Here is a 14,236-nt window from a genome sequence, read left to right on the forward strand (position 1 = left end):
CGGACTGATAGAATCGCCGCCGGTTCACACGAGGTTTATCCATGCACGACACCCACAACGAGCGCATGAGTGGCAGCGAAACCCGCGCCGCTGGCGGCCTTGCCCTGGTCTTTGCCTTTCGTATGCTGGGCATGTTCATGGTCCTGCCCGTGCTGGCCACCTATGGCATGGACCTGGCAGGGGCCACGCCCGCGCTGATCGGCCTGGCCATCGGTGCCTACGGCCTGACGCAGGCGGTGCTGCAGATCCCGTTCGGGGTGATCTCCGATCGCATCGGTCGCCGGCCGGTGATCTACCTGGGCCTGGTGATCTTCGCCCTGGGCAGCCTGCTGGCCGCCCAGGCCGACTCGATCTGGGGCGTGATCGCAGGACGTATCCTGCAGGGCGCCGGGGCGATTTCCGCAGCGGTCATGGCCTTGCTCTCCGACCTCACTCGCGAGCAGCACCGGACCAAGGCCATGGCCATGATCGGCATGAGCATCGGCCTGTCGTTCGCGGTGGCCATGGTCATAGGGCCGCTGCTGACAAGCGCCTTTGGTTTGTCAGGATTGTTCCTCGCCACCGCAGGACTTGCCGTGGTCGGCATCGGCCTCATCGCGTTCGTCGTGCCCAGCGCGCACAGTGCCCTGCAGCACCGCGAGTCCGGTGTCGCACGCCAGGCGCTCGGCCCGACCCTGCGCAATCCGGACCTCCTGCGCCTGGACCTGAGCATCTTCATCCTCCATGCGATCCTCATGGCCAGCTTCGTGGCCTTGCCGCTGGCCTTCGTCGAGCGGGGCGGCTTGCCGAAGGAGGAGCACTGGTGGGTCTACCTGACCGCGCTGCTCGTCTCATTTTTTGCAATGGTGCCGTTCATCATCTACGGCGAAAAGAAGCGCAAGATGAAACGCGTGTTGGTTGGTGCGGTCACTGTGCTGCTGCTGATCGAGGTGTTCTTCTGGCAATGGGCTGACAACTTGCGCGGACTGGTGACCGGCACCGTGATATTCTTTACTGCCTTCAACCTGCTGGAGGCATCCCTGCCTTCGCTGGTGAGCAAGGTGTCGCCCGCTGGCGGCAAGGGAACGGCCATGGGGGTCTACTCCACGAGCCAGTTCCTGGGTGCCGCGCTGGGAGGAATCATCGGTGGCTGGTTGTACCAGCACGGTGGCCTGGGCATGGTGTTCCTGGGATGTGCTGTACTGTGTGGTATCTGGCTGGTATCTGCCCTGGGCATGAACGAACCGCCGTACGTCACCAGCCTGCGCATGCCGCTGACACCGGAGGCGGTTCGGGAAGCCGGATTGACCGAGCGCCTGTTGGCTGTGCCGGGTGTGACCGACGCCGTGGTGGTGGCAGAAGAAGCCGCCATCTATATCAAACTGGATACGAAAATTTTGGACCGCGCGACCCTCGAGCGTCTGGTGAACCCAGCCCCGTCGGCGTGCGAAGCCTAGGAGAACGTTATGGCCCGTGGGGTTAACAAAGTCATTCTGGTTGGTACTTGCGGCCAGGATCCCGAAGTCCGCTACCTGCCCAACGGTAACGCCGTGACCAACCTGAGCCTGGCCACCAGCGAGCAGTGGACCGACAAGCAGTCGGGGCAGAAGGTCGAGCGCACCGAGTGGCACCGTGTCTCGCTGTTCGGCAAGGTCGCCGAGATCGCCGGCGAATACCTGCGCAAGGGTTCGCAGTGCTACATCGAGGGCAAGCTGCAGACCCGCGAGTGGGAAAAGGACGGCATCAAGCGCTACACCACCGAGATCATCGTCGACATGCAGGGCACCATGCAGCTGCTGGGCGGCCGTCCGCAGAACCAGGGCGGTGATCAGTACAACCAGGGTGGCGGCAACTACAACCAGGGTGGCAACCAGGGCGGCGGTCAGCAGCAGTACAACCAGGCGCCTCGCCAGCAGGCACCGCGCCCACAGCAGGCGCAACAACGTCCGGCGCCACAGCAGCAGGCCCCGCAGCCGGCTGCCGATTTCGACAGCTTCGATGACGATATTCCGTTCTGATCGCATCCGCTCGAGCGGCAAGTAAAAAACCCGATGAGTCTTCGACTCGTCGGGTTTTTTTATGGACTTTGCCTGGGCTCGAGACAGGCCCGTACGCCGTGTGCTGGCAACCACCGATCACTCGGCAAATAAAAAAAGCAAAGTCAGCTTGACCGGGGAGAACGATCGTTCTACTCTGCCTACATGGAAAAGCCAATGACCGATACACGCGAAAAAATCCTCGCGACTGCCGAAAAGCTCATTTACGAAAACGGTATCCATGCCACCGGCATGGACCTGTTGGTAAAGACTTCTGGCGTCGCCCGCAAGAGTATTTATCGCTACTTTGCGAACAAGGATGATGTTACCGCCGCAGTATTGAACGCACGTGATGTTCGCTGGATGGCGTGGTTCAAAAGTGAATGTAACAAGGCGGGTTCTCCACAAGACTGTATTGTCGGCATTTTCGATGTTCTCAAAGTCTGGTTCGAGTCCGACGGCTTTCGGGGATGCGCCTTCATCAATACTGCAGGCGAAGTGGGCGATGCCGAAGATCCTGTTCGGCAGATCGCAAAGCTGCACAAGCAAAAGCTGCTCGACTACACCCTGGAGTTGACCCGTCAGCTGGATATCGAAGACCCGTCGACCTTGGCCAGGCAGGTGTTCGTCTTGATCGAGGGCACGATTACCGTGGCCCGTGTCATGGGTGATCACTCAGCCCTGGACAGCGCCAAGGCCGTGGCTCGCTTACTGCTTGAAAACGTGCACCGCGTAAACGCTTGACGTTGTAGAAACACTCACTCAACCGAGTTATCCAACAGATTGGAGGCACCCCCATGTCCAACGCACAAGTTCGCCCGCCACTTCCTCCGTTCACTCGCGAATCGGCGATTGAAAAAGTTCGACTCGCCGAAGATGGCTGGAACACCCGCGAGCCTGAAAAGATTGCACTCGCTTATACACTGAACACCCAATGGCGTAACCGCGCCGAGTTCGCGACCAATCGCCAGGAAGCCCAGGACTTTCTCACCCGCAAATGGAAGAAAGAGCTGGACTATCGTCTGATCAAAGAACTCTGGGCCTTTACCGACAACCGCATTGCCGTGCGTTATGCCTACGAGTGGCACGACGATTCGGGTAACTGGTTCCGTTCCTACGGTAATGAAAACTGGGAGTTCGAAGCCGATGGCCTGATGCAGCGCCGCTTTGCCTGCATCAACGACATGCCCATCAAGGAAAGCGAGCGCAAGTTCCACTGGCCACTGGGTCGCCGCCCGGATGATCACCCAGGCCTGACTGAGCTGGGCCTGTAAGCCAAACTCGACCTGATCCTTTGAGCACGAAGGATCAGGTTTCCAGTTGGCTCAGGTTCCGCTTCGATGAACGGAATATGCCCGCCATTGGCGGGCATCACGTCGTGGGCATGCAGCACTGCGTCGTGTGCCGCTTCAGGCTTCAAGCCCTGTGGATATCTCTTTCGCCAGTTCGATGAACGCTTGCACCGCTGCGCTCGAGTAAGCGTCCTTTCGTCGCATGAGCACGGCGGTTCGCTGCAGGCGTTCAGGCTCCAGGGTGAGTGCCAGCAGATCGTCATGGGCCAATGCAATCTTGGCGGGCAGCAAGGTCGACAGGGTTGTCCGGCGAACGATTTCGATCACTGCGCCGAGGGCATTGGCTTCCATCTGCACCTGAGGTCGAATGCCCAGCCTGCGGCAGTAGCGGTCTATCTGCTCGCGGGTGGCAAACTCGGTGCTGAGCAGGACCAGAGACTCGCGACTCAGGTCCTGCGATGCGATGGACCGCGCCTCGGCCAGCCGGTGTCGGCGGTTCACCACCAAGGCCAGGGTTTCGTTCAGCAACGGGACGACCTCGATGTCGGGGGAGCCTGTTTCATCGAACGCGATCCCCACGTCCAACTCTCCTGCCAACAGCAACGCCTCTATGCGCTCCTGGGAGATCTCCTTCAGGTTGAAGGTGATGCCTGGATAGCGGCTGTGGAATGCCTCGATCAGCGGCCCTACCAGGTAGGTCGTGAAGGTCGGCGTCACCGCTATGCGCAGTGAGCCGCGGCTGAGATCGCCTACGTCGTGAATGGCGCGTCTGGCGTCCCGCAATTGCTGATCGGCACGTCGTGCATGGAGCAGGTAGACCTCTCCTGCGTCCGTCAAACGTGTTGAGCGTCCTGAGCGATCGAACAACTGCACCCCCAGGCTTTCCTCCAGCTGCCTTACCTGCTGGGAAAGGGCTGGCTGGGAGACGTGCAGCGCCGCGGCGGCCTTGGTGAAGCTCAGATGTTGCGCGACCGCAAGGAAATACTGGATGTGCCGAGCGAGCATGATTCAATCCATAAGATTATCTGATCCACTACATAATAAATCAGACTTTTACCTTATGTTGTGTATTTCCTAATCTCTGTCTCACACCCAGCGCCATTGAGACAGCAGCCATGAAAGCGATCATCGACGGTTTTCTGAAGTTCCAGCAAAGCGCCTTTCCCGAGCGGGTCGAACTGTTCAAGGACCTGGCCAGCCAGCAGAGCCCGAAGGCACTGTTCATCTCCTGCTCCGACAGCCGGTTGGTGCCGGAGTTGGTGACCCAGCGCGAGCCGGGCGACCTGTTCGTCATCCGCAACGCCGGCAACATCGTGCCGTCGTACGGCCCGGAGCCGGGCGGTGTTTCGGCCTCCGTCGAATATGCGGTGGCCGGGCTCAAGGTTGCAGACATCGTGATCTGTGGCCACTCGGACTGCGGCGCGATGACTGCCATCGCGACCTGCAAGTGCCTCGATCACATGCCAGCGGTCGCCGGCTGGTTGCGCTACGCCGACTCGGCCAAGGTGGTCAACGAAGCCCGTCAGCACCTCGACCAGCCGAGCAAGGTCGCTTCCATGGTGCGCGAAAACGTCATCGCGCAACTGGCCAACATCCAGACCCACCCCTCCGTTCGCCTGGCGCTGGAGGAGGGGCGCGTGACCCTGCACGGCTGGGTCTATGACATCGCAAGCGGAAGGATCGACGCCTTTGACGGCAGTGCCGGGCGCTTTGTGTCGCTCGCCGAAAACCCGCAAGTCCACGCCGTTTCCCACCAGGCCAGGCACGTTGCCTGACACCTGCACCTTACCTACCGAGGAGTTTGACCATGATCCAGACCCAAGCCACCCGTACCGCTCGCCAGGAACTGACCGAAACCATCATTCTGGCCAAGGCCCGCAAGGATCTGTCCTTCGCCGAAATCGTCGACGGCACCGGCCTGTCCGAAGCCTTCGTCACCGCGGCCCTGCTCGGCCAGCATCCACTGCCGGCCAGCGCCGCGAAAGTGGTGGGCGAGAAGCTCGACCTCGACGCTGATCAGGTTGCACTGCTGCAATCGATGCCGATCCGCGGCAGCTTCTTCGAAGGCATCCCCAGCGACCCGACCATCTACCGCTTCTACGAAATGATGTCGGTCTACGGCACCACCCTCAAGGCCCTGGTCCACGAGAAGTTCGGGGATGGCATCATCAGCGCCATCAACTTCAAGCTGGACATCAAGAAAGTCGAAGACCCGGAAGGTGGCCACCGCGCGGTGATCACCCTGGATGGCAAGTACCTGCCTACCAAACCGTTCTGATTCGACCCGGCAAGGTGTCGGCAAAACCCGATGAGTCTCTGGCTCGTCGGGTCTTTTCATTGGGGTTCGACAGGAGCGGTAGGACAGCAGGGGCATGGTCTGCGGCGCCGGTCATGCTAGACGGGAAATGCTTCAGTTTCCCAACCGTTCACATCGATTCCCAGCGTTTCACAGCATTTCACGCGGCATGGGCGAACCATGGGTAGCCCCGATCAGGCATGCGCACTGTCATGGCATCTGCGAAGGGGTTGGCCAAACGCTACCGCCACGCGAGGACCGCACCGTGAACGTGAAACCACTGAATCCCAGCACCAGCGAAAGATCCGAAACCGACGGCAAGCGCTTCGATGGCGTGGTACTCAATGCCAAGGTGAATGCGAAATCCAGCGAAGACCGCACCGCCACCGACAACGAGCAGTGGCCTCCGGTCGACAGGACCGAGGTCGAGCCGGCCCTGGACGGCAAGATCCGTTATGAGCTGGATGGCAAGGGGGTGGTGGTCGAGCGCTCGGTCAATCCAGAGTTGTACAAGTTTCTGGTCAACCTCTACAACCTGAACAAATCGCCTGGGCAGAAGGCCCAGGTGGCCGAGGCGATGAAGGACGATCACGCCATCGCCGATCGCAATACCGAGCTGAAGAAGTGGGGCGATTACAAGCAGTTCGCCTGGAAAGGCGATCTGGAAAAGGCCGAGGTGGTCACCTACACCATCCAGGATGGCGAAACCGTGACGGTTTCCAAGGCCCTGACCCCGGAGTTGTTCAGCTCGCTGCAACAGATGGCGCTGTCGCGCTACACCCTCGAGGCGCGGGTCGACGCCGGCCGCGAGGTCGCTGGCGCCGATACCTACGTCGCCGACCACGACATTTCCACCTTCGGCTGGCCGGACGAGTTCGACAACGGGGTGATCCAGTTCGAGACCAAGGACGGCAAGAAGTACGTGGTGTCCGAATTCGAGAACAAGGAAATGTACGATCGCGTGGCGTCCAAGCGCAGCGACTACAACAAGAGCCAGGGCTCGATTCAGGAGATTCGCGACAAATACGATCTGCCCGATCTGGACAGCCTTGACCTGTTGAACAAGAAGACCGGCGAAAAGGCCGACAAGGACGACAAAGAGTCGATGTCGGTGGTCGAGCTGGCCACCAAGAACCTGCTCGACAAGTACAAGAAGCTGGTCGATGACGGCAAGGTGGACAAGGACAGCGATGTCTACAAGCTGGTCAAGGCGATCGAGGCCAAGGCGACCATGGAGGGTGGCCACAGTGTCACCCCTTACATCGAAGAGCCGCAAGGAGGCGCCACCTGGCGCAGGTTCGGCGACGGCGAGACGTTGAGCAAGGAAGACATGCAGGACATCCTCGACGGCAACTCGGTGGACAAGCTGCTCAACGAGCTGTTCACCCATGGCGACGGCGAGAAAGACAAGATCGGCAAGGAGTACCAGGCCGAGCTCGATGAGGCGATCAAGAAGGTCGGCGGCGAAGACAAGGAGAAACTCGCCGATCAGCTCTACGACACTCTGACCAGCCCGGAATACGTCAAGTACCTGGCCGAACTGAAGCAGAACGGCATGGAGTCCGAAGCCAAGGCGGAAGTCGCCGGCCTCAGCTCCAGTCTCGAAATGCTCGACCCCGAGCGGGCACGCAAGGCCGAGGCCCAGTTGCAGCAGAACAGCATCGTCGCCGAGATCGACACCTTGCTCGGTGATCCGGGAGCGATTCCCGATGAATACAAGGAGCTGGCCTACAAGGACTTCGGCGCGCTGGTCAAGACGATCCTCAAGTCGGCCGACATTCCGCGTCGGGTCGCAGACAGTATCGAGAAGTTCTACAATGAACTGCTCAACGACAAGACCAAGCTCGAGGACTTCAACAAGCTCACCGAGCGCCTGAACAGTGGGGAGATCACCCAGGAAGCGTTCAACGAGGAGCTCACCGGCAAGTACAAGCCACTGGATGTCAGCAGCAACGATTTCACCAAGGCGGTGGGCACGCTCAACAAGTACGGCGTGTTGGGCAGCGTTTCGGCGTTCGGCTCATTGGGCGGCGCCATCTATGCGCTGTCGGCGAAGAACGGCCAGCTGGCAGACGAGCCGCTGGAGCGTCTGGCCATCGCCCGCGACTTCATCGGCTTCCTCGGGGCCGGCGCGCAGTTCGAGAAGACCAAGGTCTTCGACCTGATGACCGGCACCGACACTGCCAAGTTGCTGGGGCTGACCAAGACCCTGCCGGAAATCTGGGGCAAGGAAAGCGCGCTCGGCAAGAAAATCGAGAAAGCCCTGCACGACAAAGGTATTTCCGGAGTGCCGGAGCCTGCCGCGGACAGGGTCGGCAGCCTTATCGAACTGGGCTCGCTGCACAACAGCGGCGGTGGCGACGTGCTGGACGAGATCCGGCTGTCCGGGGAAGGCTCGGGGCTGGGCTCGCTGGAGGAGAACGGCAGCCGCGAGTTGCTCGATGACATCGTCACCCGTGCAGGCGGAACGCCGCCGTCGGATTACTCGCGCTACCAGACCCTGTCGCAGCTGGCGCAGGACCAGGGGCTGGAACTGACCGACGAGATCATCAGGGACAGCATCAGCGAGCGACGCGCAGCCAATGGGCTGGGCGATCTCCCGGATGACGACTCGGTGTTCGAGTTCACCGAGCGCGTCCAGGATTCGGCTCATCGTACGCCGTCGATCAGCTCTTCGGACATCGCCAGCTCTGTCTACGAGGGGATCGTCGAGCATTTCGAGGCGCGCAACCTCACGCCGCCGAGCCGCCAGTCCTTCGACCAGATCTGGAACGACCCCGAGAACTACCGTGGCAGCGGCGCCTCGGTCGGCAGCGGGGAGCTGCCGGATCCGGATACCTTCGAGCTGGATCGCGAGGCCATCAACGAGATGTACGAGCTGGACAACCGCACGCCGCCACCGGCCGATGTCATCGATGAAGCGCTCGATCCGATCAACGAGTCCATCCGCAACAGCCCGTCGACGGCCAGCGTGATCGATACCCGTACTGTCCAGGATGCGCTCACCACGCCAGACAAGCCGCCGGTCAAGCCGGGCGTGGCGGCGAAGATCGGCGGCTCGCTGACCAAGGTGCTGGGTGTGGCCCCGGACCTGCTGAGCATCGCCGACATTGTCGTCGGCGGCCTGGCGATCAAGGACGCGATCAAGAGCGGCAGCGCCCTGGGCAAGGCCAACGGCGCGCTGCAGGTGGTCAGCGGCGCCGCAGGGTTCGGCGCGGGGGTGATCGGCACGGTCGGCCTGGTCGCCAACATCGGTGCCCTGGCAGGGGTGACCGGGCCGCTGTTCCTGGTGACGGCGGGGCTTGGCCTGATCACCGGCATCATCGGTATCTTCGTCGATCATGAGAAGCGCCAGAAGGCAACCGACAAGGAAGGCCAGTGGTTCAAGGACCTCGCCGATATCGGCCTGACCCAGGACGACTGGGGCGACAAGCTCGAATATGCCCGTTACAGCTTCTACGAGTACGACGGCCGTGATGCGCCGGACGGGCAGAGTATCTTCGATTACCAGAAGGACGAGTGGGATCACTTCCGCGAAACCCCGCAGGAGGGCGGGTCGTCGGTCAACCGCCTGGATGACGACAAGCACCTGAACACCTACGACAAGGCGTTCTACCAGGACAACCGCGAGGTGATCCACGACATCCGCGAGTACTGGGATGCCTGGAACGGCAAGGACGATATCGTCAGCAGGAAGGATCTGAAGAAGATCGCCGAGGGCGGCGGCAGCGAGCAGGAAAAAGCCGCGGCGCGCTTCCTGCTGGACAACGAGGGCTTCTTCGACCAGCTCGATACCCAGTGGGGCAAGGGCGGGCAGGACGGCAAGGTCAGCACCGACGACCTCAACACCTGGCTGAAGATCGTCGGCGCCCACGAAGATGGCTATGGCCGTGGCTTCTTCGATGAGCACAAGGACATCATCGACACTATCCGTGAGCGCTGGGATGACTGGAACGGCAAGGACGATATCGTCAGCCGCAAGGACCTGGAGAAGATCGCCGACGGCGATGGCAGCGACGCCGAGAAGCAGGCTGCGCGTTTCCTGCTCGACAACCAGGGCTTCTTCGACCAGCTCGACAACCTGGCCAAGAACGACCGGCGTGACGGCAAGATAAGCACCGGTGACCTGGACACCTGGCTCAAGGCGATCGGCGTGGAGAAGACCGACAAGAGCGAGCTGACCTACAAGCCCAGCGATGACGTGCCGGCCTGGCGGGTCATGCGTGGGTGAGGCACGCCGCTGACGAAAAAGCCCCGGAAAACCCGTAATGCTGTTCACTTAAGCATTTGAGTCCAAGCCGGGGTTTCTAGAAAATCCGATACCAGCCCTCTGGTATCGGATTTTTTATGCCCATTCAGCAGCAGTTGCTCGACCTCGGCGATCTCTTCAACTTCTCTGACCTCAGCACTTTTACCCAGAACATCCCTGTTGAGTGGGTTGCCAGTGCGCTTAATCTTTCGACACAAGCCACCATCCGGAGGCGCCGCTTGCCGAGCGATCAGGTGCTTTGGTTGGTGCTGGGCATGGCCTTGTTCCGTGATGAACCTGTGCACGAGGTGGCCAGACGCCTGAATATCTGTGCCCAAGGATTGGCTTCTGATCAGTTGTTAGCGCGCAGCGGCGTGACTGAGGCGCGTAAACGGCTGGGTGCCGACCCAGTCGAGTCGCTGTTCCGCCAGACTGCCAAGCAGTGGGGCTGCGAGCGATACGAAGGTGATGACTGGGGTGGCCTACAAGTGTTCGCGGTGGACGGCGCATTGATGCGAACGCCTGACTCACCTGAGTTGCGAGAGCATTTTGGCTCAGGCAACACCGGCACCGAGCGCCAGACACCGTTCCCGATGCTGCGCCTCGTTGCGCTGATGAATGTGCGCTCCCATGTGATCCTCGACGCCCAGCTCAGTCCTTACCGGGGCAGCGAAATGCGCCTGGCCGAAAGCTTCCTCGGGCAGATTCCAGATGACTCGATCACGTTATTCGATAAGGGCTTTTGGGGTGCCGACCTGCTATTGAGCGTCGCTGAAGGGGGTATAAATCGTCACTGGTTGACGCCGGCTCGCAAGAATCTGGTCATGGAAGAAGTTGAGCGTTATGGCGAGCACGACCGGCGTGTTCGCATGAAGGTCTCCCCCCAGGCTCGCAAACGAAACCCGGATTTGCCCACGCACTGGGAAGTGCGTGAAGTCACTTATGAAAGCCAGGGGCACGTCAGATCGCTGCTCACCTCATTGCCTGCCGACCGTTACAGCGCAGACGCGGTAGCCGAGCTGTACCTGGAGCGCTGGGAGATCGAGCTAGGTTTCCGGGACATCAAAAGCTCCATGCAACAGAATGCCGTGACGCTGCGCAGCAAGAAAATCGAGCTGATCTATCAGGAGGTCTGGGGACTCTTGCTGGCTTACAACATCATCCGTCGGGAGGCTAGCCAAGCGGCTGTAGCCTTTGGCCGAACGCCTTCTGACATACGTTTCAAGCCGGCCTGCCAGTACATCGCCGTGCAGTTGATCGTCATGGCTGCGGCCAATCCGGTATCGGCTACAGGTAGAAGGTTGGCTGAGATGCGGGGAGGTGTCGCGGGGATGTTTCTGGATCACCGCCCAAGGCCAGGGCGGCCAAGGACGGTGAAGATTTCCAAAACCCGGTATCCGGTGGACCGTAAGGCTGTTCCGCTTAAGTGAACAGCATTACGGAAAACCCGGGGCTTTTTCGTCAGCCGGTTTCCTGCGTCATACCGGCGCCTTGAAGATCTTCTCCATGATGGCCATGAAATCCGAGGCCAGCTTCGAACGCTGCTGGTGCCCCGGAAACACCATCGATACCTCGAAGGGGATCGACTGTTCGATCTTGCGGTAGGTGATCCCCGGATACTTCGAATACGAGGCGGTGAACGGGTCGCACACTGTCACGCCGAAGCCCCCCGAGACCATGTTGCAGGCAAAATGCGCCGAGGTGGTGTCCACCGAACTCATACCGGTCACGCCGCGTGATTCCAGTGCCGCGTCCAGGCGTCGCTGCAGCGGATTGTTGGGGTTGAGGGAGATCAGCCGCCGCCCCTGCAAGTCGTCGAGGCTGATGACCTGCTGCTGTGCCAGCGGATCGTCGCTGCGCATCACGCAGACGGCATCGACCTTGGGCATGTGGATCAGCTGCAGGCCCGGGTAGTCGCCTGCCGGCACCTGCACGAAGCCGATGTCCAGCTGGTTGGCCGAGGTCAGCTCGAGCACGCTCATGGAGTTGCGCACATCCAGCGAGGTGCGCACACCGGGGCGGTCTTGCACGAAGCGGCGGGCGCCTTCGGCCACCACGGTCAGCCCCAGGGCACTCATCGAACCGATGCGCAGGGTGCCGGCGCGCAGGGTCATCAGGTCTTCGGCGACGCGCTCGATGCGCTCGATACCCTGATAGAACTTGTCGACCTCGGCATACAGGAACTGTGCTTCGGCGCTGGCGATCAGGCGGTTGCCCTCGCGGCGGAACAGGCGCAGCGACAGGGCGATCTCCAGGTCGCGGATCAGCCGGCTGACTGCCGGCTGCGAGACCCGCAGGCTTTCGGCGGCGATGGTCATGCTGCCGGTGAGCATGACGGTACGAAAGGCTTCGAGCTGGCGCGGATTGAGCTTCATCTTCGGTCTCGGCAAGGGGCTGCTCGCAGGCGTTGGCGGGCAGCATAACATTTCCTTATGTGCGTCCAACCCGTTGCCGTATTGCGATGTTTTCATGACATGCGATTATTTATCCAAGTGTTCGCAGCTTAACACTGCGACAACACCTGAAGATGATTGCCGTTAATTAAAACAATAGGGGCTGATCGTGCTCAACTATGCAATCCGCAGGGTATTGTTCCTGCTGCCCATGTTATTGGGTGTGTCCATAGTTGTCTTTCTTGTCTTGCACTTCATTCCTGGCGATCCCGCCAGGCTGGCGGCAGGACCGGATGCAACCGAAGCGGACGTCGCACAGATCCGCCAGATCCATGGTTTGGACAAACCGCTGGTTTCGCAATACCTGATCTATATAAGGAAAGTGGCCACGGGCGATCTGGGCGAATCCTTCCAGACCTTCACGCCGGTGCTCGAAGGCATCGCCAGGACCTTGCCCGCGACCCTCGAACTGACCGCCGCCGGGATGCTGCTGGCGGTCATCATCGGTGTGCCGCTGGGCATCATCGCGGCGCTGCGCCCGCGAGGCGTGCTCGACAGCTCGTTGACCACGCTGGCGGTGCTGGGCATCTCGATGCCGGGCTTCCTGCTCGGGCTGATCCTGATGTCGGTGTTTTCCGCCAGCCTCGGCTGGTTGCCACCCACCGGGCGTGGCGGCTTGCAGCATCTGATTCTACCGGCCATCACACTGGGCTTGCCTTATGTGGCGACGTTCTCCCGGTTGGCGCGCTCGACGATGATGGATGTATTGAAGGAAGACTATATAAGAACCGCCTACGCCAAAGGTGTGGCGCATTATAAAGTTGTGCTCAAACATGCACTTTCCAATGCCGCCATTCCATTGGTGACTGTCTTTGGCATGGACTTCGGGCGTTTGCTCGGTGGTGCAGTAATTGTCGAAACTGTATTTGCCTGGCCCGGCATGGGGCGCTTCCTCATCGATGCGATCATGGCCCGCGATATCTATGTGGTTCAAGGAACCGTCCTGGTATTCGCCGTGCTGGTCGTTGCCGTCAACCTGATTGTGGATCTTGCTTATGGCTTCCTCGACCCTCGCATCACCTACAACTGAGGTGCGCCCCATGCCTGGCAAACTTCGGCGCATCGGTTTCATCGGTTTTCTCGTCGCCCGCAAGCGCTGGTTCGCACTGGGCGCGACCGCTGTCATCGTGCTGATGGTGGCCGCGGCGGTCTGCGCCCCCTGGCTGTTCGACTGGGATGCGGTCACCCGCATCAACCTCGGTCACTCGCTGGTCGCCCCGGGCAGCGAGTTCTGGCTGGGTACCGACCAGTTGGGGCGCGACCTGCTCGGTCGTGTGCTCTGGGGCGCTCGGATCACCCTGATCGTTGCCGTGGCCAGCGTCGGCATTGCCATGCTGGTGGGCGTCGCGGTGGGCGCTGCCTGCGGCTACTACAACGGCCCGTTGTCCGGGTTGGTGATGCGGGTGATGGACTCGATGATCGCCTTTCCGCGCACCCTGGTGGCGATCCTGGTGATCACCGTGGCAGGCAACAGCATCCTCAGCCTGACCCTGGCCATCGCCATCTCCAGCATCCCGATCTACGTGCGCTTCTTCGCCGGGCCGGTGATGGCGCTGGCCCGGCGCGAGTTCGTGCTGGCATCGAAGTCCATCGGGGTTGGCGACCTGAGGCTGCTGCGGGTGCACATCCTGCCCAACATCGGCTCGCTGGTGATCATCCAGGCCACCGTGTCGCTGGCAGAGGCGATCCTGATCGGTTCCGGTCTCAGCTTCCTGGGGCTCGGGCCACCCCCGCCGATCCCGGAGTGGGGCGCGATGATCGCCGAGTCGCGGCCGTTGCTCACCACCCACCCCTACGTGCTGATCGCCCCGGGCTGTGCGCTGGTGCTGACCATCCTGAGTTTCAACATCGTGGGCGATGCCCTGCGCGACTACATCGATCCGAAGTCACGCAAAGCCTGACAGTGGCCGGTGCGGCAGGGCTGCACCGGG

12 protein-coding genes are annotated in these 14,236 nt (G+C 61.0%); 10 read left to right on the plus strand and 2 right to left on the minus strand.

Annotation, left to right across the window (positions count from 1 at the left end):
- Positions 1 to 41 precede the first annotated feature (41 nt).
- The 4 genes from AC1TXO_RS02665 (at position 42) to AC1TXO_RS02680 (ending at position 3,289) form a co-directional block, all read left to right on the plus strand.
- Positions 42 to 1,436 carry an MFS transporter gene (locus AC1TXO_RS02665; RefSeq protein ID WP_486404917.1) on the plus strand — a complete coding sequence of 465 codons (1,395 nt, stop codon included), beginning with the start codon at positions 42 to 44 and terminating at the stop codon, positions 1,434 to 1,436.
- Between the two features lie 9 nt (positions 1,437 to 1,445).
- Positions 1,446 to 1,997, plus strand: coding sequence for a single-stranded DNA-binding protein (locus tag AC1TXO_RS02670; protein WP_486404918.1), 552 nt, complete (start codon positions 1,446 to 1,448; stop codon positions 1,995 to 1,997).
- Between the two features lie 183 nt (positions 1,998 to 2,180).
- Entirely contained in the window at positions 2,181 to 2,759 is a 579-nt protein-coding gene (locus AC1TXO_RS02675) for a TetR/AcrR family transcriptional regulator (protein ID WP_486404919.1), read from the plus strand.
- Between the two features lie 53 nt (positions 2,760 to 2,812).
- Complete coding sequence (locus tag AC1TXO_RS02680; RefSeq protein ID WP_486404920.1) at positions 2,813 to 3,289, plus strand: nuclear transport factor 2 family protein; 477 nt, start codon at positions 2,813 to 2,815, stop codon at positions 3,287 to 3,289.
- Positions 3,290 to 3,424: 135 nt separating this feature from the next.
- On the opposite strand, the gene cynR is transcribed toward AC1TXO_RS02680, so the two are convergent.
- A complete protein-coding gene (cynR, locus tag AC1TXO_RS02685; protein WP_486404921.1) occupies positions 3,425 to 4,312 on the minus strand; it encodes a transcriptional regulator CynR in 888 nt (295 codons plus the stop codon).
- Positions 4,313 to 4,422: 110 nt separating this feature from the next.
- Between cynR and AC1TXO_RS02690 the strand changes: the two genes are divergently transcribed.
- From AC1TXO_RS02690 to AC1TXO_RS02705, 4 genes are all read left to right on the plus strand, one after another.
- Positions 4,423 to 5,082 carry a carbonic anhydrase gene (locus AC1TXO_RS02690; RefSeq protein ID WP_486404922.1) on the plus strand — a complete coding sequence of 220 codons (660 nt, stop codon included), beginning with the start codon at positions 4,423 to 4,425 and terminating at the stop codon, positions 5,080 to 5,082.
- A 32-nt stretch (positions 5,083 to 5,114) separates the two neighbouring features.
- A complete protein-coding gene (gene cynS, locus AC1TXO_RS02695; protein WP_486404923.1) occupies positions 5,115 to 5,585 on the plus strand; it encodes a cyanase in 471 nt (156 codons plus the stop codon).
- Between the two features lie 283 nt (positions 5,586 to 5,868).
- On the plus strand, positions 5,869 to 9,834 hold the full coding sequence (locus AC1TXO_RS02700) for a hypothetical protein (RefSeq protein WP_486404924.1): 3,966 nt from the start codon (positions 5,869 to 5,871) through the stop codon (positions 9,832 to 9,834).
- A 116-nt stretch (positions 9,835 to 9,950) separates the two neighbouring features.
- Positions 9,951 to 11,282: an IS4 family transposase gene (locus tag AC1TXO_RS02705; protein WP_486403472.1), complete on the plus strand. Its 1,332-nt coding sequence runs from the start codon at positions 9,951 to 9,953 to the stop codon at positions 11,280 to 11,282.
- Positions 11,283 to 11,330: 48 nt separating this feature from the next.
- On the opposite strand, the gene AC1TXO_RS02710 is transcribed toward AC1TXO_RS02705, so the two are convergent.
- On the minus strand, positions 11,331 to 12,227 hold the full coding sequence (locus AC1TXO_RS02710; RefSeq protein ID WP_486404925.1) for a LysR substrate-binding domain-containing protein: 897 nt from the start codon (positions 12,225 to 12,227) through the stop codon (positions 11,331 to 11,333).
- A 187-nt stretch (positions 12,228 to 12,414) separates the two neighbouring features.
- Here AC1TXO_RS02710 and AC1TXO_RS02715 point away from each other — a divergent pair, with 187 nt between their 5' ends.
- Together AC1TXO_RS02715 and AC1TXO_RS02720 are read left to right on the plus strand one after the other, a co-directional pair.
- The gene (locus tag AC1TXO_RS02715; protein WP_486404926.1) at positions 12,415 to 13,335 is read left to right on the plus strand and encodes an ABC transporter permease; all 921 of its coding nucleotides are present in this window, start codon (positions 12,415 to 12,417) and stop codon (positions 13,333 to 13,335) included.
- A gap of 10 nt (positions 13,336 to 13,345) precedes the next feature.
- Positions 13,346 to 14,206 carry an ABC transporter permease gene (locus AC1TXO_RS02720; RefSeq protein WP_486404927.1) on the plus strand — a complete coding sequence of 287 codons (861 nt, stop codon included), beginning with the start codon at positions 13,346 to 13,348 and terminating at the stop codon, positions 14,204 to 14,206.
- Positions 14,207 to 14,236 lie beyond the last annotated feature (30 nt).

This window comes from Pseudomonas sp. FA117 (genome assembly GCF_057370475.1).

Excerpts from the sequence above, each read along its gene's own strand:
- AC1TXO_RS02670 (WP_486404918.1), top strand. The coding sequence starts at position 1,446 with ATGGCCCGTGGGGTTAACAAAGTCATTCTGGTTGGTACTTGCGGCCAG.
- AC1TXO_RS02690 (WP_486404922.1), top strand. The coding sequence starts at position 4,423 with ATGAAAGCGATCATCGACGGTTTTCTGAAGTTCCAGCAAAGCGCCTTT.
- AC1TXO_RS02665 (WP_486404917.1), top strand. The coding sequence starts at position 42 with ATGCACGACACCCACAACGAGCGCATGAGTGGCAGCGAAACCCGCGCC.
- AC1TXO_RS02680 (WP_486404920.1), top strand. The coding sequence starts at position 2,813 with ATGTCCAACGCACAAGTTCGCCCGCCACTTCCTCCGTTCACTCGCGAA.
- AC1TXO_RS02675 (WP_486404919.1), top strand. The coding sequence starts at position 2,181 with ATGGAAAAGCCAATGACCGATACACGCGAAAAAATCCTCGCGACTGCC.
- cynR (WP_486404921.1), bottom strand. The coding sequence starts at position 4,312 with ATGCTCGCTCGGCACATCCAGTATTTCCTTGCGGTCGCGCAACATCTG.
- cynS (WP_486404923.1), top strand. The coding sequence starts at position 5,115 with ATGATCCAGACCCAAGCCACCCGTACCGCTCGCCAGGAACTGACCGAA.
- AC1TXO_RS02710 (WP_486404925.1), bottom strand. The coding sequence starts at position 12,227 with ATGAAGCTCAATCCGCGCCAGCTCGAAGCCTTTCGTACCGTCATGCTC.
- AC1TXO_RS02720 (WP_486404927.1), top strand. The coding sequence starts at position 13,346 with ATGCCTGGCAAACTTCGGCGCATCGGTTTCATCGGTTTTCTCGTCGCC.
- AC1TXO_RS02705 (WP_486403472.1), top strand. The coding sequence starts at position 9,951 with ATGCCCATTCAGCAGCAGTTGCTCGACCTCGGCGATCTCTTCAACTTC.